23 protein-coding genes are annotated in these 23,870 nt (G+C 72.7%); 9 read left to right on the top strand and 14 right to left on the bottom strand.

The genetic code is table 11. The features are described 5' to 3' along the window. Window positions 1-37 precede the first annotated feature (37 nt). Window positions 38-952 carry a cation diffusion facilitator family transporter gene (locus tag Q9R28_RS07575; RefSeq protein WP_066651753.1) on the top strand — a complete coding sequence of 305 codons (915 nt, stop codon included), beginning with the start codon at window positions 38-40 and terminating at the stop codon, window positions 950-952. A 76-nt stretch (window positions 953-1,028) separates the two neighbouring features. Here Q9R28_RS07575 and Q9R28_RS07570 read toward each other — a convergent pair whose 3' ends face one another. Then, complete coding sequence (locus Q9R28_RS07570; protein WP_311205801.1) at window positions 1,029-1,640, bottom strand: hypothetical protein; 612 nt, start codon at window positions 1,638-1,640, stop codon at window positions 1,029-1,031. Window positions 1,641-1,706: 66 nt separating this feature from the next. Beyond that, window positions 1,707-2,975: an MFS transporter gene (locus tag Q9R28_RS07565; RefSeq protein ID WP_311205800.1), complete on the bottom strand. Its 1,269-nt coding sequence runs from the start codon at window positions 2,973-2,975 to the stop codon at window positions 1,707-1,709. Window positions 2,976-3,023: 48 nt separating this feature from the next. Here Q9R28_RS07565 and Q9R28_RS07560 point away from each other — a divergent pair, with 48 nt between their 5' ends. Then, on the top strand, window positions 3,024-3,935 hold the full coding sequence (locus Q9R28_RS07560) for a LysR family transcriptional regulator (RefSeq protein ID WP_311205799.1): 912 nt from the start codon (window positions 3,024-3,026) through the stop codon (window positions 3,933-3,935). Between the two features lie 77 nt (window positions 3,936-4,012). Here Q9R28_RS07560 and Q9R28_RS07555 read toward each other — a convergent pair whose 3' ends face one another. From Q9R28_RS07555 to Q9R28_RS07530, 6 genes are all read right to left on the bottom strand, one after another. Continuing rightward, window positions 4,013-4,792, bottom strand: a complete 780-nt coding sequence (locus tag Q9R28_RS07555; protein WP_271826756.1) for a hypothetical protein — start codon at window positions 4,790-4,792, stop codon at window positions 4,013-4,015. Next, window positions 4,782-5,321 carry an RNA polymerase sigma factor gene (locus Q9R28_RS07550; protein WP_066651737.1) on the bottom strand — a complete coding sequence of 180 codons (540 nt, stop codon included), beginning with the start codon at window positions 5,319-5,321 and terminating at the stop codon, window positions 4,782-4,784. Before Q9R28_RS07550 ends, Q9R28_RS07555 begins: the two co-directional genes overlap by 11 nt. Before the next feature lie 110 nt (window positions 5,322-5,431). Continuing rightward, complete coding sequence (locus Q9R28_RS07545) at window positions 5,432-5,698, bottom strand: hypothetical protein (RefSeq protein ID WP_066651735.1); 267 nt, start codon at window positions 5,696-5,698, stop codon at window positions 5,432-5,434. Then, a complete protein-coding gene (locus tag Q9R28_RS07540; protein WP_235426437.1) occupies window positions 5,695-6,336 on the bottom strand; it encodes a DUF308 domain-containing protein in 642 nt (213 codons plus the stop codon). The genes Q9R28_RS07545 and Q9R28_RS07540 overlap by 4 nt, the downstream gene beginning before the upstream one ends. A gap of 138 nt (window positions 6,337-6,474) precedes the next feature. Then, on the bottom strand, window positions 6,475-8,448 hold the full coding sequence (locus Q9R28_RS07535) for a lectin-like domain-containing protein (RefSeq protein ID WP_311205798.1): 1,974 nt from the start codon (window positions 8,446-8,448) through the stop codon (window positions 6,475-6,477). 118 nt (window positions 8,449-8,566) lie between these two features. Then, the gene (locus Q9R28_RS07530; RefSeq protein WP_311205797.1) at window positions 8,567-10,210 is read right to left on the bottom strand and encodes a glycoside hydrolase family 13 protein; all 1,644 of its coding nucleotides are present in this window, start codon (window positions 10,208-10,210) and stop codon (window positions 8,567-8,569) included. Window positions 10,211-10,333: 123 nt separating this feature from the next. Between Q9R28_RS07530 and Q9R28_RS07525 the strand changes: the two genes are divergently transcribed. From Q9R28_RS07525 to Q9R28_RS07505, 5 genes are all read left to right on the top strand, one after another. Continuing rightward, window positions 10,334-10,891, top strand: coding sequence for an NADPH-dependent FMN reductase (locus Q9R28_RS07525; protein ID WP_209684271.1), 558 nt, complete (start codon window positions 10,334-10,336; stop codon window positions 10,889-10,891). A 156-nt stretch (window positions 10,892-11,047) separates the two neighbouring features. After that, window positions 11,048-11,560 carry a MarR family winged helix-turn-helix transcriptional regulator gene (locus Q9R28_RS07520; protein WP_066651725.1) on the top strand — a complete coding sequence of 171 codons (513 nt, stop codon included), beginning with the start codon at window positions 11,048-11,050 and terminating at the stop codon, window positions 11,558-11,560. Between the two features lie 121 nt (window positions 11,561-11,681). After that, window positions 11,682-12,188, top strand: a complete 507-nt coding sequence (locus Q9R28_RS07515; RefSeq protein ID WP_126891959.1) for a Dps family protein — start codon at window positions 11,682-11,684, stop codon at window positions 12,186-12,188. Window positions 12,189-12,198: 10 nt separating this feature from the next. Continuing rightward, window positions 12,199-12,999, top strand: a complete 801-nt coding sequence (locus Q9R28_RS07510) for an SDR family NAD(P)-dependent oxidoreductase (RefSeq protein ID WP_066651718.1) — start codon at window positions 12,199-12,201, stop codon at window positions 12,997-12,999. 7 nt (window positions 13,000-13,006) lie between these two features. Further along, window positions 13,007-14,200 (top strand): NAD(P)/FAD-dependent oxidoreductase, encoded by a 1,194-nt coding sequence (locus Q9R28_RS07505; protein WP_311205796.1) that lies wholly within the window; start codon window positions 13,007-13,009, stop codon window positions 14,198-14,200. A gap of 95 nt (window positions 14,201-14,295) precedes the next feature. Here Q9R28_RS07505 and Q9R28_RS07500 read toward each other — a convergent pair whose 3' ends face one another. The 4 genes from Q9R28_RS07500 to Q9R28_RS07485 all read right to left on the bottom strand — a co-directional run bounded on the left by Q9R28_RS07500 (window position 14,296) and on the right by Q9R28_RS07485 (window position 18,679). Then, window positions 14,296-15,393, bottom strand: coding sequence for an alpha/beta fold hydrolase (locus Q9R28_RS07500; protein WP_311205795.1), 1,098 nt, complete (start codon window positions 15,391-15,393; stop codon window positions 14,296-14,298). 41 nt (window positions 15,394-15,434) lie between these two features. After that, window positions 15,435-16,310: an SMP-30/gluconolactonase/LRE family protein gene (locus tag Q9R28_RS07495; protein ID WP_311205794.1), complete on the bottom strand. Its 876-nt coding sequence runs from the start codon at window positions 16,308-16,310 to the stop codon at window positions 15,435-15,437. Between the two features lie 254 nt (window positions 16,311-16,564). Continuing rightward, the gene (locus Q9R28_RS07490) at window positions 16,565-17,398 is read right to left on the bottom strand and encodes a DUF1206 domain-containing protein (RefSeq protein ID WP_311205793.1); all 834 of its coding nucleotides are present in this window, start codon (window positions 17,396-17,398) and stop codon (window positions 16,565-16,567) included. Between the two features lie 114 nt (window positions 17,399-17,512). Next, window positions 17,513-18,679 carry an RtcB family protein gene (locus tag Q9R28_RS07485; protein WP_311205792.1) on the bottom strand — a complete coding sequence of 389 codons (1,167 nt, stop codon included), beginning with the start codon at window positions 18,677-18,679 and terminating at the stop codon, window positions 17,513-17,515. 552 nt (window positions 18,680-19,231) lie between these two features. Between Q9R28_RS07485 and Q9R28_RS07480 the strand changes: the two genes are divergently transcribed. Continuing rightward, window positions 19,232-21,049, top strand: coding sequence for a glycoside hydrolase family 15 protein (locus tag Q9R28_RS07480; RefSeq protein ID WP_066651704.1), 1,818 nt, complete (start codon window positions 19,232-19,234; stop codon window positions 21,047-21,049). Between the two features lie 64 nt (window positions 21,050-21,113). Here the strand turns inward: Q9R28_RS07480 and Q9R28_RS07475 are convergent, their stop codons facing one another. Continuing rightward, window positions 21,114-22,175 (bottom strand): sodium:calcium antiporter, encoded by a 1,062-nt coding sequence (locus Q9R28_RS07475; protein ID WP_209684493.1) that lies wholly within the window; start codon window positions 22,173-22,175, stop codon window positions 21,114-21,116. A 127-nt stretch (window positions 22,176-22,302) separates the two neighbouring features. Between Q9R28_RS07475 and Q9R28_RS07470 the strand changes: the two genes are divergently transcribed. Continuing rightward, the gene (locus Q9R28_RS07470; protein WP_209684288.1) at window positions 22,303-22,905 is read left to right on the top strand and encodes a DUF1992 domain-containing protein; all 603 of its coding nucleotides are present in this window, start codon (window positions 22,303-22,305) and stop codon (window positions 22,903-22,905) included. Window positions 22,906-23,111: 206 nt separating this feature from the next. Here the strand turns inward: Q9R28_RS07470 and Q9R28_RS07465 are convergent, their stop codons facing one another. Continuing rightward, window positions 23,112-23,798: a hypothetical protein gene (locus Q9R28_RS07465; RefSeq protein WP_066651700.1), complete on the bottom strand. Its 687-nt coding sequence runs from the start codon at window positions 23,796-23,798 to the stop codon at window positions 23,112-23,114. Window positions 23,799-23,870: the final 72 nt, after the last annotated feature.

Below are 23,870 nucleotides of genomic sequence, written 5' to 3'. Positions count from 1 at the left end.
CTGGCACGGTGTCGGCCTCGTTCCCTACGATCGAGGCATGGGACACGACCACGCGCACGGGCACGCCGGCGCCTCGGAGCGCGCGCTGCTCGTCGCGTTCTGCATCTCGGCGGGCATCCTGCTCGCCGAGGTCGTCGGGGCGGTCGTCACCGGCTCCCTCGCACTGCTCGTCGACGCCGGGCACATGGTCGTCGACACCGGTGGCCTCGGCATCGGCCTGGTCGCCACCCGGCTCGCGCGCCGCTCGCCCACGGCCCAGCGGACGTGGGGCTACCAGCGTGCTGAGGTGCTGGGCGCCACGGCGCAGGCGGCGATCCTGCTCGCCGTGGGGGTCTTCGTCGTCGTCTCGGCGGTCCAACGACTGTTCGTGCCCGCCGAGATCCACGCCGGCCCGCTGCTCGTGTTCGGTGTGGTCGGGCTCGTCGGCAACCTCGTCGCCTACACGGTGCTCGCGCGGGCCTCGGGCGGCGGCTTCACCTCACGGGCGGCCCGGCTCGAGGTGCTGAACGACACCCTCGGGTCCGTCGCGGTGATCGCCGCCGCCGTCGTCCTCGCGCTCACCGGGTGGGAGCGGGCCGACTCGATCGCCGCGATCCTGATCGGGCTGCTCATCCTGCCGCGGGCCGTCCGGCTGCTCCGCGAGACCGCGAACGTGCTGCTCGAGTCCACACCGCCCGGGCTCGACCTCGACGACGTGCGCGCGCACATCCTCGAGCTCGACCACGTGATCGAGGTGCACGACCTGCACGCGACGCTCGTCGCCACCGGCGTGCCGAACCTGACGGCGCACGTCGTCGTCGACGACCACTGCTTCTCGACCGCGCACGCGCCCCGGATCCTCGACGCGCTGCAGCAGTGCGTCGCGGAGCACTTCGACGTCCCCGTCGAGCACTCGACCTTCCAGCTCGAACCGGTCTCGCACCGGCGGCACGAGCACGAGGTGCACGCGTAGGCACGAGGAGCACGCGTAGGCACGAGGTGCACGCGTCGGGACGGGTCGGCCGGGCCTGCGCACCGGTCCGGTGCGGTCAGCAGCCGCCGTCGTCGGTGGGGAACGCCGTGATCACCCGGTCGGTCGTCTCCGACACGATCACCCGCACGTTCGGCTCCGCCGACGGACGCGAGCCGTCGTCGAAGCGGACCGGCGCGGCGTAGCAGACCTTGCCGTCCCCGGCGTCCTGCGGGTAGCCGGCGGGCGGTGCCTCGAGCACGGACCGGACGGCGGTGAGCATCGCGTCGTCCCAGTCCCGTGAGCCGTGGCCCCGGACGACGTCCTGCCAGTCGGCGGTGTGCCGGACGCGGATGTGCTCGTAGCCCTGGCCGGACGTGCCGCACTGCAGTTCGACCCGTCCGAGCGCGGCGGTCTCGTACCGGGCGACCACGGCCCGGCGGTCGGCGTCGCAGCGGTCGAGCACGTCGCCGCCGGGCAGGTCGGGGCCCGACCGCTCGATGGTGACGGTGCCGTCGCGCGTCGTCCCGTCGGCCGCGGTCGCGCCGGGCGTGACGGTGGACGCTCCGCCGCCGATCACCGGGTCCTCGCCGCTGCGCTGCGCCGTCAGCGCGAAGCCGCCGGCGACCAGGCCGGCCGCGATGACCGCGGCGACGACGGTGACGGCCGGACGTCGGCGCTGCTGGGGCATGCGCTCCAGTATGCCGGGAGACGACCTGCCGAACGGCTGGCCGGGTGGTCGGCTGGTCGCGGCGGACTACGCCGCGCGGGCGGCCAGGCGCAGGCCGGCGACCAGTGCGAGTGCGACGACGAAGGCCACGTACGCGAGCAGCACCGGGAGCGTCGGCACGACGAGGAGCGCGGCGCCGACCGCCACGACGGGCACGGTCAGTCCCGCGTACGCGACGAGGAACGTCGCCGCGAGCACCCCGCCGCGCTGCTCCGGCCCGACGAGCGACCCCGCGCGGGCGATCGCGGCCCGGAAGAGCAGCCCGACACCGGCACCCGCCACGACCCCGCCGCCGATGAAGCCCGCGACCTGCAGGAGCACGGCGGCGACCGCGAGCACGACGAGACCACCGACGAGCAGCACCAGACCGAGCCGGATCTGCCGACGCTGGGACAGCCTGGCGAAGACGATCTGCGACACCGCACTCGCGGCGAAGACCCCGAACGTCGTGGCGCCCGCGGCGAGCCGGTCGGTGACGTGGAACGTGGTGCCGAGGAAGGTCGGGGCCACCGAGGTGAAGAGTCCCTGCACGGCCAGGGCGGCGAAGGCCGCGGCACCGGCAGCCCAGAACACGCCGGCCTGCCCCTCGGGGGCGGCCATCCGCTGCGGTCGGTACGGCACCGGCTGCTCGGGACGGTCGACGGTCTCCGGCGCGGCGAGGACGACGACGAACGCGACCGCCAGGGCGACGACGAAGACGACGTACGGCACGACGAGCGGCTGCCCGACGAACTCCGCGAGCGCGCCCCCGACGAGGGCGCCGAGCGACAGACCGCCGAGGTTCACGGCGCCGGCCGCGACGCTCGCACCCTGGGCGGACGCGGACGAGCCGGTCGCCCGGACCCGCAGTTCACCGAGGTGCGCGGTCGCCGTCGCGGTGAGGAGCCCGACGCCGAGGCCGGTGACGAACCGTGCCACGACGAGGCCTGCGACGTCGGACCACAGCAGGAACAGCACGGCCGCGACGAGCTCGAGGGCGATCGACACCAGGATCAACGGGCGTCGTCCGTGCACGTCGCTGAGGTGTCCCGCCAGGAAGAGCGAGGCGACGACGCCGACACCGTAGGCGGCGAAGACGACCGTGGTCGTGAACGTCGGGAAGCCGTCACGCGCCTGGTAGATCACGTAGAGGGGTGCCGGGACGGTCGCGAACGCCATCACCGCCAGGAACGCGAAGGCCACGGCCCAGAAGCCGAAGCCGTGCCGGCGACGGGAGTGCGTGCGCCGCCCACGCGGAGCGGGGACGGGACGGGAGCCGGTCGTCGGGGCCGGAGCCGCGTCGGTGGTCGAGGTCATGGTCCGATGGTGCCCCGGCGGCGTCATCGAGTCCAACGGGTGGTCTTGATGGACGTCATCGACCTGGTCGATACTCGGACGATGGAGACCCGCCTGCTCGAACAGTTCGTGGCGGTCGCCGCCGAGGGGACCGTGACACGCGCCGCGGAACGCCTGTGGGCCGCCCAGTCGACCGTCTCCGCCGGGATCGCCTCCCTCGAACGCTCGCTCGGGGTGCGGTTGTTCGACCGCACCGGTCGGCGACTCGTGCTGACCGCGGCGGGCGAGGACCTCCTCCCGCACGCCCGCGCGGTGCTCGGTTCCCTCGAGCGGATGCGGGACCTGGCGACCGTCGACGACGCCGACCTCCGCGGCCGGGTACGGCTGGGCATCTTCACGAGCATGGACGTCGTCGACCTGACGGGGGTGCTGCGGCGGTTCCGGCGGCGGCACCCGCTCGTGGCCGTCGAGCTGATGACCTCACCCTCGGGCACCACCGGCCTGGTGCAGGACCTGGTCGCCGGGCGGCTCGACCTGGCGTACACGGGCCTGCCGTCCGTCCCGCCCGGGGTCGTCGTCGAACCGCTGCGTGAGCTGCCCTTCCGCGTCTACACCGCCGCGGACCACCCGCTCGCTGCTCGCCCGTCGGTGTCCCTGGCCGAACTCGCCGGGGAGCCCTTCGTCGACACCGCGCACGGCTTCGGCAACCGCCTGATCCTCGACGCCGCGTTCGAGCGCCTCGGCCTCCGACGCCGGGTCGTGGCGGAGATGAACGACATGCCGGCGGTGATCCGGTTCGCCTCGGCCGGGCTCGGCGTCGGTGTCGTCCCGGACCCGGGCGTCCGGTACGACGGCGCCGTGCTCGAGCTCGAGGACGAGGTCGAGCCGCTCCGCATCGGGCTCGCGATGCGGTCGGACACCGAACCGAACCGCGCCACGCGCACGCTCGCTCGCGACGTCGTGGCCGCACGGGTGGGGTGAGGTCCGGGGGCCGTGTGGGACGTGTCCCACCGGCGGACGGGAGGCGCGGGACGGTCCCGCACCGCGCCTCCCGGCCGTCAGTCCCCCCAGATCTCCCCGACGACGGCGTCCAGCAGGCCGTCGGTCGGGAAGTCGGCCTGGTCGATCTCGACCCAGGTGTCACCGCGCGAGTACCAGGTCCGTGCCTGAGCGGCACCGGTCTCGACGTCCGTCGACGACGCTCGGCAGACGCGGGCGGGGCCCTCGACCGAGCAGACGGTGTCCTGGTCGCCGAAGAAGCTCGACTCCCGGGAAGCGAGCTGCTCGCCGTTCGCGGTCCCGACGGTGAGTGCCAGGCCCGGGCCGGGTCCGTCGCTGCCACCCCAGAGGCAGTACAGCTCGGTGACGACCCCGGATTCGGACACCGACGGAACCACTCCCCCCGGCGACGGGAAGACCTGGATGGCCTCACGCCCGCCGAACAGGCGGTCGTACGCACCCGCCGGAACAGCGCCCCGGCACGACGTGGGGATCGACGCGACAGCCGTCGGGTCCGCTCGGTCGGGCGGCGCGGCACCCGTCGTCGGGACCGGCGTCGGCGTCGCCGTGATCGGCGCGGAGGTCGGGGTGGTGACGGACGGCGCCGGCGCCGGCTCCTGCGTCTGCACCGGGGCCGCCACGGGACGGTCCTGCTGCGACAGCGTGAGCGCCACCGCCCCCGACGCGGTGCCCAGCGCGAGCAGGGCGACCACACCGACGACGATGCCGGTGTGCCCGCGACGCCGCTTCGGACGCGGGGTGGCGCGCTCGAGCACGCCCTGCTTCATCGTGACGAGCATGCGCTGCAGCTCGTCGCCCACGGGAGGTTCAGTGTCCATCGTGCATCACCACCTTCTTGAGTCGTCGACGGTTGCGGGAGACCCGTTGGGTCACGGCGCCCACCGTCAGCCCGAGCGCCTCGGCTGCCTCGGTGTAGGAGCGCCCCTCGAGCAGGCAGAGCTCGCAGATGCGCCGGTCGAGTTCGGGCAGGGCCGCGATCTCGGCACGGACCCAGCGCAGCGTCTCGGCGGCCTCGGTGTGGTCGACCGGTGCCGTGAGCGTCTCCGGCAGCTCGTCGGCACGGTGCCGCGTGCGCTTCCGCCCGGCGTTGCGCGCCAGGTTCCGGCACACGACGAGCAGCCAGGGCAGCAGGCTCTCCGCCGGCAGCTCCAGCGTCTCCGCCCGCTGCCACAGCACCAGGAACGCGTCCTGGACGACCTCCTCGACGTCGTGTCGATCGTCGACGATCGCCCACACGTACCGGGTCATCGTCGCGGCGTAGCGGTCGAAGACCTGCGCCAACGCGGCCTGGTCACCGGCCGCCAGTGCGCGGACGATCGTCTCGTCCGTCGTCGTGGTCGCGTCCATCGCTCACCCCCTTCACCCAGCGGTGTCGGACGGGGTGCCGATCCTGACGACGCGGCCGCGGACCGCTCCGCCCGGGCGTGTCGCCGGGCACGACGGTCGCCGGAGCGGGGTCAGTGGAAGTCGTCGCCCTCGGACCGCTCGCCCGGCGTCCTGTGGCCGCCGAGCATGTCGTTGTCGTCCTGGTCGCTCGACGCCGCGAGCTGGAGCATCGCGAGGACCACCACGACGACGATGAACGCGACACCGAGGAACACCAGGGCGAGTTCGAACTCACGCGTCGAGAAGAGCACGACCGCTCCGGTGAACACCGCGACGACCGCCGAGATCACGAGGAGCTCGGCGGGGCGCAGACGGTCGCGACGGCTGGGGGTGCTCATGCGTGTGGTGCTCCGTCCGGGGCTGCGGCAGGCGCCGTGGTGCCCCACTTGTGCGAGAGTCCGGCGATCACGTGGAAGACCGCCGCGATGGCGAGGTAGGCGCCGAGCAGTCCGACCAGGACGACGGCGGCGTCCAGGGTGCCGGTGACCTGCTCCACGCCCCCGAGCTGCTGGGAGTAGTCCGGCGGTGTCAGCAGGAACGCGACGGCGAGCAGCAGGGTGAGTCCACCGATCGTGGTCCAGTCACGGGCGAACGGCGACCGGCCGCGCGCTCGGAGTCCCTGTGCGAGTTCGAGGGCTCCCGTCAGCACGGCCCACCCGACGACCACCGTGATGAACGCGCCGAGCCCGACGCCGTTGGTCGCCAGGGCGGCGACACCGGCGACGAGGGAGACGACCGCCTGCACGAACGTGGTCGGACGCGAGCGCTCGTCGGAGGGCATGCGGCGCAGGGCGGCCCACCCGAGCACGAGGGCGTCGACGATCACGAACCCGCCGAAGAGCAGCAGGCCGTAGCCGGCGGCGTGGTTGGACGAGAAGGTGATGACGAGGGCCACGACCGCGGCTGGGACGGCCCGGAGGACGGGGATCGGCCAGTACCGCGCGCGCTGGCCGGCGTCGTCCACGGAGTCGGACACGGGACCTCTTTCGGGCATGCGGATCGTGGTCCGAGTCTACCGCCGGCGCCCCGGGCGTCGGACCGGAGCCCGTGCCGACGGGAGCCACCACCGCCGACCGGGGTCCGAGCGCCCCGACCGGCGGTGGCGCGCTCCCCGTCAGTCGGGGTCGTCGGCCGCGCGCCGGCGTCGTGCGACCCACCAGCCGCCGGCCCCGAGCCCGACGGCGGCAGCAGCCAGGGCGGCGAGGAGCCCGAGCCCCTCGGCGCCGGTGTACGCGAGGGCCCCGGCGCCGGCCCCTCCGCCGCCCGTCCGCCCGCCGCGCGCAGCCATCGGAGCGTCCGGCGTCGGCGAAGCGCTCGCGGAGCCGGCCGGCGTCGGGCCGCCCGTGTCGCCGTCGCCCTCGTCACCGCCGTCACCCTCACCGTCGCCGTCGCCGTCGCCGTCGCCGTCGCCGTCGCCGGGCACCGTGACGCCGATCGTGACCTCCGGGGACGGGTCGCCCCCGTCCGGATCGGTGGGCGACGTCGCGGTCGCCACGTTGACGACGTCGGACCCGTCGCCGGTGTAGCCGGGGTCGAGCACCGCCCTGATGCGGAAGGAGCGCGTCCCACCCACCGCCAGGTCCCCCTCGGACCGGCACGTCACGTGCTGTCCCTCGGCCGAACAGTCGTCCTCGGACCCCGTGAAGCGCATCGCCGCCGGCAGGTCGTCGACCACGCCCACGTCGTGCGCGGGGTCCGGACCGCGGTTCTTCGCCGTCACCAGGTACTCGACCTCGTCCCCCGGTGCCACGTCGACGGACGGGGACACCGACTTGTCGGTCTCGAGCTGCGCCTCGAGCGCCGGCGCCGCCTCGATCGGACTCGTCTCGACGGACCGGTTGTCGGACTCGTCGACGTCGGACAGCGACGCCGGAGGCGCGATGGTGGCGGTGCTCTCGAGCGCCCCCGAGGCGTCGTCCGCGACGGTCCCGGACACGGTGACCGTCGCGGCGCCGCCCGGGATCAGGTCGAGCCCGGCGTCCACGTCGCCGGTCCCGCTGGCCGTTCCGCAGGAGGATCCGTCGGTCGCGGTGCAGGTCCACGTCACGTCCCGCAGACCGTCGGGGACGTCGACGTGCAGCGCGCTGGGGTCGGACCGGTTCGGGCCGGCGTCGGACGCGGTCACGGTGTACGAGAACGGCTGCCCGGGCCGACCGGACGCGGGGAGCTCCTGGGTGACGCCGAGGTCGACGGGCTGGGAGACCCGGAGGTCGTCGACCTCGTGGACGTCGGCGAAACTGCCGGTCGCGGCGGAGAAGCCGAGCCGGAGCGTGTCCGGGAGCGGAGCCTGGGCGTCGCCGTGCAGCGGCACGCGGTCGAGGACGGTGCGGAGCAGCCCCCCGTCCTCGAGGCGCACGGTCATGAAGAGTTCCCCCGACGCCCCCGGCACGAGACTGACCCGGACCTTCCGCTTCGTCGGCCCGTCGGTCAGGGTGCCGCCGGGAGCCTGGACCCCGTCGACGTACCGGTAGCCGGTGGTGCCGTCACCCGATCCCCGGACCACGACCGAGTCCGGTCGGCGCCCGAGCCCGGACAGGTTGATCTCCTGCGAGAAGTTGCCGTAGTGGTCGACCGCCACCGCCGCGAAGCCACCCGGCACGCCGGGCAGGTCGCAGGGCCGCCCGCCGCCCTGGGTCTCGCTCGACCGGCAGGCGTACCCGAGCGCTGCGCCGTACGCTCCGACGCCCTGTGGTGCGCTGCCGTCCGCCAGGAAGAGCAGCAGCCCGTCGGCACCCTGGTCGCCCACCGTGTTGTACATGGCGTACGAGAACTCGATGTCGAGTCCGAGGTCCGAGCGGAACGTGTCGTCCGTCGACCACGCTCCGGCCTGGTCCTTCGTCTGGTCCGTGAGCCGCAGCCGCCCGTCGACGACCTGCGCGTCGCCGCTCAGGGTGCCGCCCGCGGCGGAGTCGAAGCCGTTGCGGTAGGGGAACGCGAGGTCGTCCGCCGAGGAGCTGGAGGGCAGGAGCGCCGGCGCCGCCAGGACGGCAAGGGCCACGAGTCCGGCCGTGATCGCACCCCGCGGGCGTCGACACCGTCGGGGGTGTGCGACGCGGTGGGTGGTTGTCGGGATCGAGGTGTCTGTCATGCCCCGATCGTCGCGAGCGGGACCACCCCGTCAGCGGCCGTCGAGCCCTTCTGGGGAGAACAGTCCCGAGACCAGCCGCTGTGCAGGGATGTGCGCAGCCACCCCGGCCGTACCGAACTCACCCGAGCCACACCGTGGTCTCGCCCGGGAGCATCCCCTCGCCCGCGTCGAGCGGCCCGGACGCCAGCACCACCGTGCCCGACGGCATCGGCACCGGGGACGTCCCGAGGTTCGTCACGGACCGCCAGCCCTCGTGCCGGGCGAACGCCACGACGTCGTCACCGGCGTCGAGCCACGTCAGTTCCTCGCCCTGCTGCAGCCGTCGTCGGGCCGCCGTCGCCTGCCGGTAGAGCGACAGCGTCGAAGCTGGGTCGCCGTCCTCGGCCTCGACCGACGAGTCGCCGAAGTCCTCCGGCTGCGGCAGGTGCGGTGCGACGTCGCCGAAGCCGAACGACGGCCCCGTCCGGGTCCAGGGGATCGGGACCCGGCAGCCGTCCCGCCCCTTCACCGTGTGCCCGCTGCGGATCCACTTCGGGTCCTGCAGGCGCTCGTGGGGGATCGCGGGCGCCTCGTGCAGGCCGAGCTCCTCGCCCTGGTACAGGTAGGTGGACCCGGGCAACGCCAGGATCAGCAGCGTCGCCGCACGCGCCCGACGTCCACCGCGCGCACGGTAGAGCTCGGGCTCGGTGCCGTCGGTGAGCAGCCAGGCATCCGTGTCGGTGCCGTCGGGCAGGCCGTAGCGGGTGGCGTGCCGCACGACGTCGTGGTTCGACAGGACCCAGGTCGAGGAAGCGCCGGACTCGGCCGACATGGCGAGGTTCCGCTCGATGATCTCGTGGAAGGCCCGTGCGTCGTACGGCGCCTCGAGCAGGTCGAAGTTGAACGCCTGCCCGAGCTCGGTCGGCCGGGCGTAGAGCACGCGACGCGGTGCCGGCGCCCAGGCCTCGGCGATCGCGGCACGGGGCGGGTCGTACTCGTCGAGCACGGAGCGCCACGTCGCGAAGATCTCGTGCACCTCGTCGCGGTCGTACAGCGGGTCGGAGCCGTCCAGCGGCAGCGCCTTCTCGTTCGAAGGACGGTACGGCGTCGACAGGTCCTTCGCGAGCCCGTGCGCGACGTCGACCCGGAAGCCGTCCACGCCGCGGTCGGACCAGAACCGCAGGGTGTGCTCGAAGTCGGCGCGCACCTCGGGGTTCGACCAGTCGAGGTCGGGCTGTTCGGGCGCGAACAGGTGCAGGTACCACTGGCCGTCCGGCACCCGCGTCCACGCGCTGCCGCCGAAGTTCGACACCCAGTCGCTCGGCGGGAGTTCGCCCGACTCCCCCGCTCCGTCACGGAACACGTAGCGCGCCCGCTCGGGTGACCCCGGCTCTGCGGCGAGCGCCTGGCGGAACCACTCGTGCTGGTCGGAGGTGTGGTTCGGCACGACGTCGACGATGACGCGCACGTCGTGCTCGTGTGCGGCGCGGACGAACGCGTCGAGGTCGTCGAGCGTGCCGAGGCGCGGGTCGACGTCGCGGTAGTCCGCCACGTCGTACCCGCCGTCGGCGAGCGGCGAGGGGGTGAAGGGCGACAACCACACCGCGTCGACGCCGAGCGACGCCAGGTACGGCACACGGCTCGTGATGCCCGCGATGTCCCCCAGGCCGTCCGCGTCGGTGTCGGCGAAGCTCCGCGGGTACACCTGGTAGACGACGGCCTGACGCCACCAGTCCGGGTCGGTGGTGCGCGGGCTGCTGGCGGGCGTCCGGTGGCTGCTCACCCGGCCACCGTACCCAGCGGGACCCGAGTGGTGGTCCGATCGGGAATGGCGCACTCAGCGAGCACATTGGTTGTCCCTGACACCATTCCGTGACCGAACGGTCACGGACAGAAGGGATCCACCATGACGAACGTCCTCGCCCTCGTCGGCAGCCTGCGCGCCGGCTCGATCAACCGGAAGCTCGCCGAGGCTGCCGAGCAGCACGCCCCCGAGGGGATCACCCTCACGACGTTCGACGGCATCGTCGACCTGCCCTTCTACAACGAGGACATCGACGGCGACACCCCGCCGGCCGCCGCCGTCGCCTTCCGCGACGCCGTCGCCGCAGCGGACGCGGTCCTGCTCGTCACCCCCGAGTACAACGGCACGATGCCGGCCGTGCTGAAGAACGCGCTCGACTGGGGCTCGCGGCCCTTCGGCTCGTCGCCGCTGTCCGGCAAGCCGCTCGCGGTGATCGGCTCGGCGTTCGGCCAGTACGGCGGTGTGTGGGCACACGACGACGCCCGCAAGTCGGCGGGGATCGCGGGTGCGAAGGTCCTGGAGGACGTCAAGGTCGCCATCCCGCAGTCGGTGGTCCGGTTCGCGGAGACCCACCCGCGCGAGGACGCCGAGGTCGTCGAGCTCGTGCAGGGCGCGCTCCGCGCCCTGGCCGGTGCGGCGGACGAGCGCGTCGCCGCCTGATCCGCCCGGTCGCCGTCGGGCGACCAGGAGACGGTCTGGAGGCGCGGTGCCGGCTGGCACCGCGCCTCCCCTCCGTCCGGGGCAGCGCCGAGGACTCGTCCACAGCACGCGGATCCGCTAGGCAGGCGAGATACCAGACGGGTTACCCTGAACGGCATGTCGACGCAGGAGATCACGGAGGCGTCGGGGTACTGGTTCCCCGACGACGACGCCACACAGCGCGGCGTCGCCGTGCTGAACGCCCTGCGTCGCTACCGCGCCGCCGAGACCGCGATGCGGCGACGGACCCGCGACTCGATGGGCATGGGCGAGACCGACCTGCTCGCCGTCCGCTACCTGCTGCAGGCACAGCGTGCGGGTCGGATGGTCAAGCCGAAGGACCTGGCCGCCTACCTGAAGATCTCGTCGGCCTCGACGACGATCCTGATCGACCGCCTGGTGAAGTCGGACCACGTCCGCCGCGAGCCGCACCCCACCGACCGTCGCGCACTGGTGATCACCCCCACGACCGAGACCGACGACGAGGTCCGCGCCACCCTCGGGACCATGCACCGGCGGATGATGTCGATCGCCGAGGGGCTGTCCGCCTCCGACGCGCGTGTCGTCGCGACGTTCCTCGAGCGGATGCGCGACGCCGTCGACCAGGTGGACCCCGCGCTCGAGCACTGACCCCGGTGCCGTCCGCGCGTCCGACCACCCCGCGGGGGACGCCAGGGTGCACGCGCACTGGGAACGCCGAGCACGCGACCGCGTAGACCAGAAGGGTCACCGACCGCGAAAGGAGCCGATCATGCACGCATCGGACAAGCTCGCCGCCAACCTCCAGGCCGTCCTGGTGGACCTCGTCGACCTGCACCTGCAGGGCAAGCAGGCCCACTGGAACATCCTCGGACACAACTTCCGCGACCTGCACCTGCAGCTCGACGAGATCGTCGACGCCGCGCGTGAGTTCGCCGACGACACCGCGGAGCGCATGCGCGCCCTCTACGCGATCCCGGACGGCCGCTCGGCCACGGTCGCCGCGGGGACGCACCTCGACGCCTTCCCGGACGGGGAGATCGACACGCACGACGCCATCGACGCGATCACGCTCCGGCTCTACCAGGCCACCGGCACCATGCGCGACGTGCACGACGAGGTCGACGACGAGGACCCGACGACCGCGGACCTGCTCCACGGCTTCATCGAGCGCCTCGAGCAGCTCGCCTGGATGGTCTCGGCCGAGAACCGCGAGCCGCGCACGCCGCTCGCCGCCGCCACGACCCCGGCCGTCGCCGAGGCCTCCGAGCACGAGTAGGGGACGCGACGTGGACCTCGGCATCACCGGCAAGGTCGCGCTCGTCTTCGGTGGCGACTCCGGCATCGGCTGGAACACGGCTCGCATCCTCCTGGCGGAGGGTGCGACCGTGGTCGTCACCGACCTCGACCAGGGACGACTCGACACGAGCGCCGACCAGCTCGAGGCGCCGCACGGCAAGCTCTTCGCCTTCGCCGCGGACGTGACGGAGGCCGAGTCCCTCGCCGCGCTGCACGGCAAGGTGCGCGACGCCGTCGGCGAGATCGACATCCTGGTGCAGTCCTCGGGCATCACCGGTGCGCAGGGCATGTTCCACGAGATCGACGAGCAGGGCTGGCTCGACACCATCGACGTCGACCTGATGGGCCCGGTGCGGATCACGCGGGAGTTCATCGGCGACCTGCGCAAGGGCGGCTGGGGTCGCATCGTCTACCTCGTGTCCGAGGACGCCTCGCAGCCCTACGACGACGAGCTCCCCTACTGTGCCGCGAAGGCCGGCGTCCTGTCGTTCGCGAAGGGCCTGTCGCGGTCCTACGCGTCCGAGGGCCTGCTCGTGAACACCGTGAGCCCGGCCTTCATCCACACCCCGATGACCGACGCCATGATGGACAAGCGCGCGAAGGAGCAGGGGACCTCGTTCGACGAGGCGATCTCCAGCTTCCTCGACGAGCAGCGTCCGTACATGGAGCTCGGCCGCCGCGGGGAGCCCGAGGAGGTCGCGAACGTCGTCGCCTTCCTCTGCTCCGACCTGGCGAGCTTCGTCAACGGGTCGAACTACCGGGTCGACTCCGGCTCGGTCGCCACCATCTAGGAGGACCATGAGCGACTTCCGCTACCTGATCGTCGGAGGCGGGATGGTCGCCGACGCTGCCGCACGCGGGATCCGCGAGATCGACGCCGACGGCTCGATCGGCATCGTCAGCGAGGAGACCGACCGTCCGTACGCCCGTCCGGCCCTGTCGAAGAAGCTCTGGACCGACCCGGACTTCAGCTGGGACGAGAAGGTCGACCTGCACACCGAGGAGACCGGGGCGACGTTCGTGCTCGGGACCGTCGTGACGGCGATCGACCGTGCGGCGGGGACCGTCACGACGGACGACGGCCAGACCCACGGCTACGAGCGCCTGCTGCTCGCGACCGGTGGGAAACCGCGCAGCCTGCCCGGCCTGTCGCCCTCGTCGCGGGTCCTCGACTTCCGCAGCGCGGACGACTACCGCCGACTCCGCGCCCTCGCGGACGCCGGAGCGCACGTCGCCGTCGTCGGCGGCAGCTACATCGGCACCGAGATCGCCGCGGGCATCGTGCAGAACGGCGCCCGGGTGACCCTGGTGACGCCCGACGAGGTCCTCGGCGGGCACATGTTCCCCGACGACCTCGCCCGGGCCTTCCAGCAGCGCTTCGTCGACCACGGCGTCGAGCTCCGCACCGGACGACGGGTCGACCAGGGCACGGAGTCGGAGGGCGGCGTCAGCCTCACGCTCGACGACGGGTCGGTCCTCGAGGCCGACGCGGTCGTGGCCGGACTCGGCATCGAGCCGCAGACGCAGCTCGCCGCCGACGCGGGTCTGACCGTGCGCGACGGCATCGTGGTGTCGTCGACGCTGGTGACGGACGACGAGTCGGTGTTCGCCGCCGGCGACGTCGCCGAGTACCCGGACCGCATCCTGGGCACGCGCCGGGTCGAGCACGTCGACAACGCCAAGCAGCAGGGCCGGCAGGCAGGCCGGAACCTCGCGGACGCGGACGAGACGTACGACCACACGCCGATGTTCTACTCGAACGTCTTCGACACGGGGTACGAGGCCGTCGGCCAGGTGTCCACCGAGCTGCAGATCGTCGAGGACTGGCAGGAGCCGCTCACCACCGGCGTCGTCTACTACCTGGACGACGACGACACGGTCCGCGGGGTCCTGCTCTGGAACGTCTCCGACAAGACGGACGAGGCCCGCGGGGTGCTCGCCGACGCCAACGGGCTCACCCGGGACATGCTGCCGGGCCGCATCACGCCGTGACCCGCGGATCCTGACGCCGACGGCCTGGAGGCGCGGCCCGACCTGACGGGGTCGGGTTGCGCCTCCAGGCCGTCGCCGTGTGCGCGGTGCCCGGGTCAGGACCGGTCGCGCACCTCGGGTGCGACGTCGTCGACCACCTCGCGGCGGTCGTCCGGGTCCACGGGGATGCCGTCGCCGTCGGCCATCGCGACCGCGTGCGCGGACTTCGCCCGCTCCAGCTGCTCGTCGTCGCCCTTCGCCATGCCGAAGAGCTCGATGAAGCGCGACTTCACGACCAGCCAGGCGTCCTTCGGGCCCAGCCGGGCCAGGTCGGACGAGGTCGTGTCGTCGCGCACCCGCTGCAGCGAGCCGACGCCACGGTCGGTGATCCGCCCGTCGACGAGGGCCACCGCGAGGCGGGCCACCGCGTCCGCCTGCGCGTGCATGACGGAGTGGGCGCCGCCGACCACCTCGCGCAGGACCGCGTGCGGGAACACCCGGGCGAGGGACCGCACCCAGTCACGGGGCACCATCGCGTCGTGCTCACCGCGGACGATCAGGGTGCGCGCCCGCACCTCGGCGGCGCGGTCCTCGATCGGGAACGCGATCATCTCCGGCAGCACCTTCCGGAACCAGTGCCAGCCGCAGAGCGCGTAGGCGGTGACCCCGTGCCAGCGGACGGCCGCGGGCTCGTGCAGCGCCGACCGCAGGAAGCGGAGCGCCGAGATCGGGATGCTCCGGGCTCGGCTGTCGACGACCGGACTGATGAGCACGAGGTCGCGGATGTGCGGGTTGCGCGCGGCGACCTCGGTGACGACCTGGGTGCCCATCGAGTGCCCGACGAGCACCGGGTCCTCGAGCCGCAGCTCGCGGATGACCTGCTCGACCGCGTCGGCGTAGCGCTCGATCGACACGGCGCCACGGAAGCGCGGGACCCCGGCGAAGCCGGGCAGGTCGAGGGCGTGCACCGGGCCGTTCTCGTTGAGGTGCGGCGCGAGCCGCTCGTAGTAGGTGGCGGCGATGCCCAGACCGGCGACGAGGACGAACGCACGGTCACCCGGCTGCCCGATCGAGCTCACCCGGACGTAGGTGCCGTCGACGGCGATCCGGTCGACCTCGACCTGCACGTCGGCGTCCTCGGCACGCGCGAGCGCACCGGCCGGGTCGGGTGCGGGCGGCGGCGTCCGGTCGTCCTGGTCGTCCTGTTCGGTCACGGGGCCTCCTGGGATCGGCGACCTCCCACGGTACCCGCCGTTCAGCCGCCGAACGCGGAAGCGGGCGCGCCGTGCACCCGGGTGGGGACCGCGAACACCGCCCCGGAGTGCGGGTACTGCTCGAGCTGTTCCTCGGTGCTGTTCTCGCGCGCCGTGGCGACGAAGAGCATCGACGCGTCCGGTCCGCCGAAGGCCACGGAGGTCACGTTCGGCGCGGGCACCTCGACGGTCTCGAGGTGTCGGCCCTCGGCGTCCCAGCGCTCCACCCGGCCGGCGCCGTAGACCGCCGTCCAGAAGCAGCCCTCGTCGTCGCGGACCAGCCCGTCGTGTGCGGCGCCGCTGACGAAGGGCTCGAGTTCGCCGAGCACGCCGTCGGGGCCGTACGAGCCGCGGTAGATCGTCGAGGTGCTCGTGTCCGTGACGTACATCACGCTGCCGTCCGCCGACCACTCGATGCCGTTGGTCACGCCGAAGCCCCCGCGGAGCACGCGCGTCGTACCGTCGGGCTCGACCGAGTACAGCGCTCCGGCCGGGTCCTGGTCGGAGAGGTCCATGCTGCCGACGAGGAACCGACCGAAGGGGTCGCACTTGCCCTCGTTGAACCGCATCTCGGCGGTCGCGTGCTGCACCCGCACCAGCTCGCGCTCGACGACGCCGCGCTCGTCGGTGAGCACGACCGTGTCGCCCAGGGCCGCGACGAACCCGCCGGCGGCGCGTGGCTGGAAGCTCGCCAGGGGCGGCGGCAGTGCGACGCTCGACTCCACCGTGCCGTCCGCGCGGGCGGTGGTGAGCAGGCCCAGGGTGATGTCGGTCCAGCGGAGCCGCTCGGCGGTCGGGTCCCAGACGATGCTCTCGGCGAGGACCGCCTGCTCGTCGCAGAAGACGGTCACGGGCCCGGTCACGGCGTCGGTGTGCATGCGTCCCGTCTACCGGGGCCGGCGTGCACGACCTGCCAGCGAGATTCGGCGGACTCGGTCGGACCGCGCGGACCGGAGACCGCCCGAGACACCGGCGTCGGACGGAGACGCCTTCATCCCGGCGAGACGCCGTCGGATCCGGCGGCGCCTCGACGACTCGGGTGCGTCCGGTACCGACGCCGGCGTCTCACAGCGGTCCACACGGACCGACGCCGGCGTCTCGCGCGAACCGCACCGACCGACGCGGGCTCGGGTCAGAGGCGCGCGAACCGGGCGCGGAAGAAGCTGTAGACGCCGTACGCCAGGAACCCGATGCCGACCGCGACGAGCACCACCGATCCGGCGGGGAGGTCGCGCAGCGCGTCGAACGCCCCGTCGAGCCCCGTCGCCTGGTCCGGGTCGCTCCGGACGCCGGCGACGACGATCAGCACCCCGACGACCGCGACGGCGATCCCCTTGCCGACGTACCCGACGGTCCCGAGCACGGTCACGGCACGGTCGAGGGGCTGCCGCGGCCGGACGAGCTGCTTCCAGAAGGAGCGACGGCACCCCTGCACGACCAGGGCCGCACCGATCGCGATCGCCACCGCACCGACGGCGATCAGCAGGAACACCCCGCCGGGCGTCGCGAGGGCCTCTGCCGCCGCGCTCCGGGTCGACCCGCTGGAGCTCGTGCCGGCCCCGAGCGCGAACGACCCGGCCGAGTACGAGACGACGCCGTAGACGACCGCCTTGCCGAGGTCCTTCGCCCGTGCCGCCCACCCGCGGGCGCTGTCGGACCGACCGCCGACGACCGCCTCGAGCAGGAGCCGCAGGGCCAGCGCCGCGGTGCCGACGGCGACGACCCAGAGCAGGGCCACGCCTCCGGGGACCTCGGCGAGCTGCCGCAGCGCTCCGGACTGGTCCGTCTCGCTGCCCCCGGACGCGTTCCCGAACCCGAGGAGCACGACGAGGTACCCGATCAGCAGGTGCACCACACCGCTGCCGACGTACCCGGCCCGCGCCGTCAGCTCGAACCACCTGCTGTCGGCGACACGCTTCGCCTGTCGTCCGGTCTCGCGTGCTGCTCGTTCCGCCTGGTCGCTCATCCCTTCGAGCGTGCCCGACGCACGGACCGCTGTCCGCAGCGGGGCGCACCGCGTGTCGGGACGAGCGCCGGACGGGAGGCACGTGGCGGACGGCCACGCGCCTCCCGTCCGGTGTCAGTCGCCCTTGACGTTGACGACCTGCCGCAGCGTGTGCCGGACCGTCACCAGGTCGACGGCATCCGCCATGACCTGGTCGATGGGCTTGTAGGCCGCGGGGATCTCGTCGAGGAACGCGTCCGTGTCGCGGTACTCGATCCCCGCCATCGCCTCGCGCAGCTGCTCGTGGGTGAAGGTCCGCCGGGCAGCGGACCGCGAGAACAGCCGACCGGCGCCGTGCGGCGAGGACTCGAGCGACGGCTTGTCACCGAGCCCCTCGACGACGTAGGAAGCGGTCCCCATCGATCCCGGGATGAGGCCGGGCTGCCCCGCCTTCGCCTGGATGGCACCCTTCCGGGACACCCACACGCTCTTGCCCCAGTGCGTCTCACGCTGGGTGAAGTTGTGGTGGCAGTTGATCCGCTCCTGCTCCTCCACCGGCTGACCGAGCACCTCGGACAGCTGCCGGACGACCCGGTCCATCATCTCCTCGCGGTTGAGGAGCGCGAAGTGCTGCGCCCACCGGAGCTCGGCGATGTAGCGGTCGAACTCCGGGGTGCCCTCGACGAGGTAGGCCAGGTCCGGGTCCGGCAGCTCGATCCACCAGCGCTGCATCATCCGCTTGGCGACGGCGACGTGCCGCTGGGCGATCTTGTTGCCGACGCCGCGCGACCCGGAGTGCAGGAAGAGCCAGACCCGGTCCTGCTCGTCGAGCGAGACCTCGATGAAGTGGTTGCCCGAGCCGAGCGTGCCGAGCTGGTTCCGCCAGCCGCCGTGTGCTCCGGCCGGGTCGAAGCCGGCGGCCTCGGCCATCGCCTCGAGCTCCGCGATCCGCGGCTCGGCGGTGGCGACGACCTTCCGGTTCGACGCCCCGGCGGACAGCGGGACCGCCCGCTCGATCTGCTCGCGGAGGGGCTGCAGGTCGGCGGGCAGGTCCGCGGCAGCGAACTGCGTGCGCACCGCGATCATGCCGCAGCCGATGTCGACGCCGACGGCCGCCGGCATGACGGCGCCGAGGGTCGGGATCACGGAGCCGACGGTGGCACCGAGACCGAGGTGCGCGTCGGGCATCAGCGCGAGGTGCGGGAACACGAACGGCATCCGGGCCGTCGTGCGGGCCTGCTGCTCGGTGTTCTCCTCGAGCATCGAGGCCCAGCTGAGCAATCGGTCGTTGATCTTCTCCACGGTGTTCGTCCTTCGTCGTGACGGTCATCGACGGCCGGGCGGCCGTCGTGGTGACGGCCGGGCGGCCGTCGTGGTGACGGCCGGGCGGCCGTCGTGGTGACGGCCGGGTGGCCGTCGTGGTGACGGTCCGGGGCGGACGGATCCTGCGCCTCCGGCTCGGTGCAGTGCACCTGTGGAGGAACGACGGGAGGGACGCCCCGGGCCGGGTGGGCACGGGACGTCGGGGACGGCGCGTGCCTACGCGGGTTCGCGGAGGGACGGGTTCGCGTACTGCACCGCGGGCAGCACGACGAGCGCATCGAGCTGGCGCTCGAGGCGGCTGCTGTGCTGCTGGGCGTGCATCGCGGTCCCTCCGTGGGTGCCCGGGGCGGGCGGTCCTGCCCGACGGGCAGGAGGACCGACAGTAGTGCGACACGCCCGGGCCGCACAACTCACCCGGGCGTGTCGCGGTTCTCTCGGCCGTTCCTGCACGGTCGGGAGGCACACCACGACCGTCCACAGCGGGGTACGCCCGGCTGATGGTCGCCCCGCCGGGCCGGGCAGGCTGGTGGTATGACCGAACGGACCCGCGACACCCCCGACGCGAACGACAACGAGGAGCGCACCGACGGCTACGTGCCGCTCCGCTCCTACGGAGCCATCGGTGACGGCCGCACGGTCGCGCTCGTCGCACGCGACGGCCGGATCGACTGGCTGCCGATCCCCTCGATGGACTCCCCACCGGTCTTCGCGAGCATCCTCGACGCCGAGCACGGGGGGCACATCGCACTCCGTCCCACCGGCGACGCCAGCGTCGAGCGCGAGTACCTGCCGGGCACGAACGTGCTCGTCACGACGTGGACGACCGACAGCGGGTCCTGCACGGTCACGGACGCGATGGTCACCGGCGTCGCCGGTCGGCTGCCGTGGGCCGAGATCGGCCGCTGCGTACAGGGTGTCTCCGGCACCGTCGAGATGGAGTGGGCGGTCGTCCCCGGCACCCTGCTGAACACGGCGGAGCCGCGACGCATCGACACGGCCAACGGCACGGTGATCGGCATCGACGGCGTGACCATCGGCATCGTGCAGCACGGCTTCGAGCCCGTGCACGACGACGGGCCTCGGTTCTCCGGACGCTTCACCACGAACGAGGGGTCGAAGTCGATCCTGACGATCGTCGGTACCGAGAACGAGCCGATCTTCATGCCCGAGCCGGAGCGCACGCTCGACGCGGTCGACCGGACGATCGAGAACTGGTCGACCTGGTCGGAGACCTTCTCGTACGACGGCCCGTGGGCCGACGCCGTGCAGCGCAGTGCGCTCGCGCTGAAGCTGCTCATCTACTCGCCCACGGGTGCGATCGCGGCGGCGCCGACGACGAGCCTGCCCGAGGACCGCACGGGCGGCAAGAACTGGGACTACCGGTTCGCCTGGGTCCGCGACCTGTCGTACACCGTGCACGCCCTCACCCGCTTCGGGCTCCGCGAGGAGACGCACGCGGCGGTGTCCTGGGTGATGCGGACCATCGCCGAGCACGACGAGACCATGCCGATCTTCTACGACCTGAACGGCGAGAAGACCGACGGCGTCGAGGAGCGCGACGTCCCCGGGTGGAACGGCATCGGTCCGGTGACGATCGGCAACCGTGCGGGCGACCAGCTGCAGCTCGGTGTCTGGGGTGACGTCTTCGAGATCCTCCGTCAGTACGTCAAGGCGGGCAACGTGCTCGACCGCCAGACCGCGAGCGTGCTCGAGCGGCTCGCGGACGACGCCTGCCACCGATGGCCCGAGCAGGACTCCGGTATGTGGGAGCTCCAGGAGGCGCAGCACTACGTGTCGAGCAAGGTCGGGTGCTGGCAGGCGCTCGACGCTGCGGTGGAGCTCCACGACGCCGGCATGATCGACGGACCGCGCGAGAAGTGGATCGAGAACCGCGAGCTCATCGAGCAGTGGGTCGCCGAACACGGGTGGGACGAGGAGCGCGGGTACTACGTGATGTACCCGGGGTCCGACGCGATCGACACCTCGATCCTGCTGCACGCGATGTCGTCGTTCGACCGCGGCCCGCGCATGGCGTCGACCATCCGCGCGATCGAGGAACAGCTGCAGCACGGCCCCCTGGTCTACCGGTACTCCGGCATGGACCAGGAGGAGTCGCCCTTCGTCGCGTGCTCGTTCTGGCTCGCGGCCGCCATGGCGTGCACCGGTCGGGTGGACGATGCCCGTTCCCTGATGGACGACATGGTGGCGCAGGCGAACGACGTCGGCCTGTTCAGCGAGATGCTCAGCGCCGAGGACGGGGCGTTCATGGGCAACATCCCGCAGGGGCTGTCCCACCTCGCGCTCATCCAGGCGGCGCTGACGATCGAGGAGGTCGCCGCCGAGTCGTGAACCGGGCGCGGACCCGGTCGGGCGGGTCGGTGGTGCCCGCCCGACCGCGACGGTCGTACGCTGCTCAGCCCAGGGTGATCGCCACGAGGCCGGCGACCCCGACCAGGTAGAGCACGACCACGACGAACGAGTCGACGCCCATGCCGATGATCCGCCGCCCCGGCCGGAACACCAGGCCGACCGCGTAGACCAGCGTCAGCAGCGCGGCGAGGGCCGTCAGGTACACGTCACTCGCGTTCGCCTGCGGCAGCACCGCCTTGCCGGACAGCACCGTGGCGACCAGGAACAGCACCGGCAGGAACGCGTTGCCGCCGAAGATGTCCGACATCGCGAGGTTGTCGTCGCCTTGCCGGACGGCCTGGATGCCGGTGGAGATCTCCGGCAGGCTCGTGGCGAGGGCCAGCACCGTGGCGCCGAAGAGCACCCCGGACAACCCGATCTGCTCCGACGCCGCATCACCCGCACGTTCGAGGACGACACCGGCGACCAGCGTCGCGAGGGCCGACACCGTGAAGACGACCGCCGCCTTCCGTGTGCTCATCCGCGGTGGGTCCTGCTTCCGTGTCCGGTGTCCCGACGCGTGCGGTGACGCGTCGGGCGCCCGGCCGTCCTGGTGCCACGGCAACCCCTTGCCGGCGCGCTGCACGAGCAGGAGCCCGACGACCCAGATGGCTGCGATGAGCACCACGTCCGGTGTGAGTCGTGCGACCACGAGGTCGGGCGGGAGCTGACTGCCGGCCACGACGACGGCGAGCACCGCGACGACGACGACCGCCTCGAGCACGAGGGTCAGCGACGCAGCACGGTGGGTGAGCGGCCGCACCCCCTTGCCCCGTCGGCCGAAGGCGTCGAGGATCGCGATCACGACGGTCTGCAGGGCGATGCCACCGAGGATGTTGCCGGCAGCGACCTCGATGTTGCCGGACAGGCCCGCGCTGACCGTGATGGCGATCTCGGGCAGGTTCGTCGCGACGGCCAGGACTATGAGCCCGCCGAGCGCGCTCCCGAGGTGCAGTCGGTCGTCGAGGACGTCGGTGGTCTTCGAGAGCTGGATGCCTGCGACCCAGATCACCGCGGCACCGGCCACGAAGATCACGACGAGCATCCAGAGCGGCAGGGATCCCATGCCCTCACCGTGGCCCCCGACGGCCGCGACCGCTCCGAGGTGTGCGCCGAACGGCTCGACGGCGACCGGCCGGACCCGGACGGCCGCTGAGCACACCGTCGGCGGTGCGGCGCATGATGGACGGGCGATGAACGACGTCGATGCACGGATGGACCGGCTGCGGCGAGCCGCCCGGTACCGGTACCAGCAGCTCGTGGACAGCGAGATCGAACGCGGCTCCCTCGACCCGGACGAGGTCCGCGAGGAACGACGCCTGCTCCGGCTGCAGGACGTCGAACGGCACGCTCGTGCCCGCATCGAGGAGGCCGAGCGCCGCGGGGTCTTCGAGGGGAACCCGTACCACGGCAAACCGCTGCCGGGGAACGACGGACGGCACGACCCCGACTGGTGGATCAAGGCGAAGATCGAGCGTGAGGACATCCGCGGCATCGCCCCGCCGGCGCTGGCGCTGCGGACCGAGGACGCCGAGCTCGACGACCACCTCGACGCGCTCACGACCGAGGACGACGTCCGCGCGGTCCTCGTCGACTTCAACGCCCGCGTCAAGGAGGCCCGACGGCAGCTGCTCGGCGGACCGCCGGTCGTCACGCCGATGCGCGACGTCGACGTCGAGGTGGAGCGGTGGCGCGAGCGGCGGGACGCCCGCCGCGCCGCGGACGAGCGGGCGGCCGCCGACCGTGCGGCTGCGGAGCAGGCGGCACGGCCGCGTCGGTGGTGGCGTCGGGCGTGACCTGGGCTGCACGAGGCGCGCACCGTGTCCTCGTCCGCCGTGCCGGACCGCGGCCGGTGTCGCGGCGCTGGGCCGTGCCTCCAGGCCGACCCGATCGACCGCACCCGCCTGCGCTGCCGGCCCGGACGTGCAGAAGGCGCCGCTCCCGTGGTGGGGAGCGGCGCCTTCTCGTGGTGGTGCGGGTGCGGCGGGTGTGCCGCGGGGTGTTACTTGATCTGCGCGGTGATGGTCGCGGTGCCGACGAGCAGCCCGCCCTTGACGGCGTCGGTCTTGAAGGTGCTGTTGAGCAGCTTCGCGGCGTCGTCGGAGACGTGGACGGTGGTGCCGGTCAGGATGGCGTTGTCACCCTCGAGCTGCAGCGGCTTGAGCGTGCCACCGTGCAGCGAGAACAGGTAGGCGTTCGAAGCGGCGACCTCGCCGTTGACGAGGACGTCACCGTAGAGCTTCGACGAGCCCGGGTTCACGACGAAGTTCTCGAGCGTGACCGTGGTGTCGCCGGCCTTGAGGGTCAGACCGGAACCGTTGTGGTCCAGCAGGCCCTGCACGTAGGGGCGGTAGTTGCCGTCCGGGCTCCAGTAGGTGACCGAGCCGGCGGTGATCGGGAACGACACGGAGCCGTCCTCGAGCTTCGCGTCGCCGGAGACGCCCGGGGTCAGCCCGAGGGAGGTGAGGGCGTCGGTGAAGCCCTTGTCGAGTGCGACGGCGGTGTTGCCACCCTTGACCTCGGGGACCGATGCGACCGGGGCCGGGATCTTCGAGGCCTCGGACGAGGACGAGACCGTCTGCACGTTCGGGGTCGCGGCGTTCGCCGTGCTGATGCCGAACGCGGCACCACCGAGGACGAGGGCGCCGGTGGTGGCGAGGGTGATCGAGGTCTTCATGGACTTGCGCATGAGTGGGTTCCTTCCGTTGTCGCGCTCGGCGCGATTCCCTGTGTGCGCGCCGAACACACCCCGAAGAGGGGT

The organism is Curtobacterium sp. BRD11 (genome assembly GCF_031844345.1).
Classification (GTDB): domain Bacteria; phylum Actinomycetota; class Actinomycetes; order Actinomycetales; family Microbacteriaceae; genus Curtobacterium.
The sequence above is the reverse complement of the archived record's forward strand: the minus strand, read 5'-3'. Positions and strand labels throughout refer to the sequence as shown.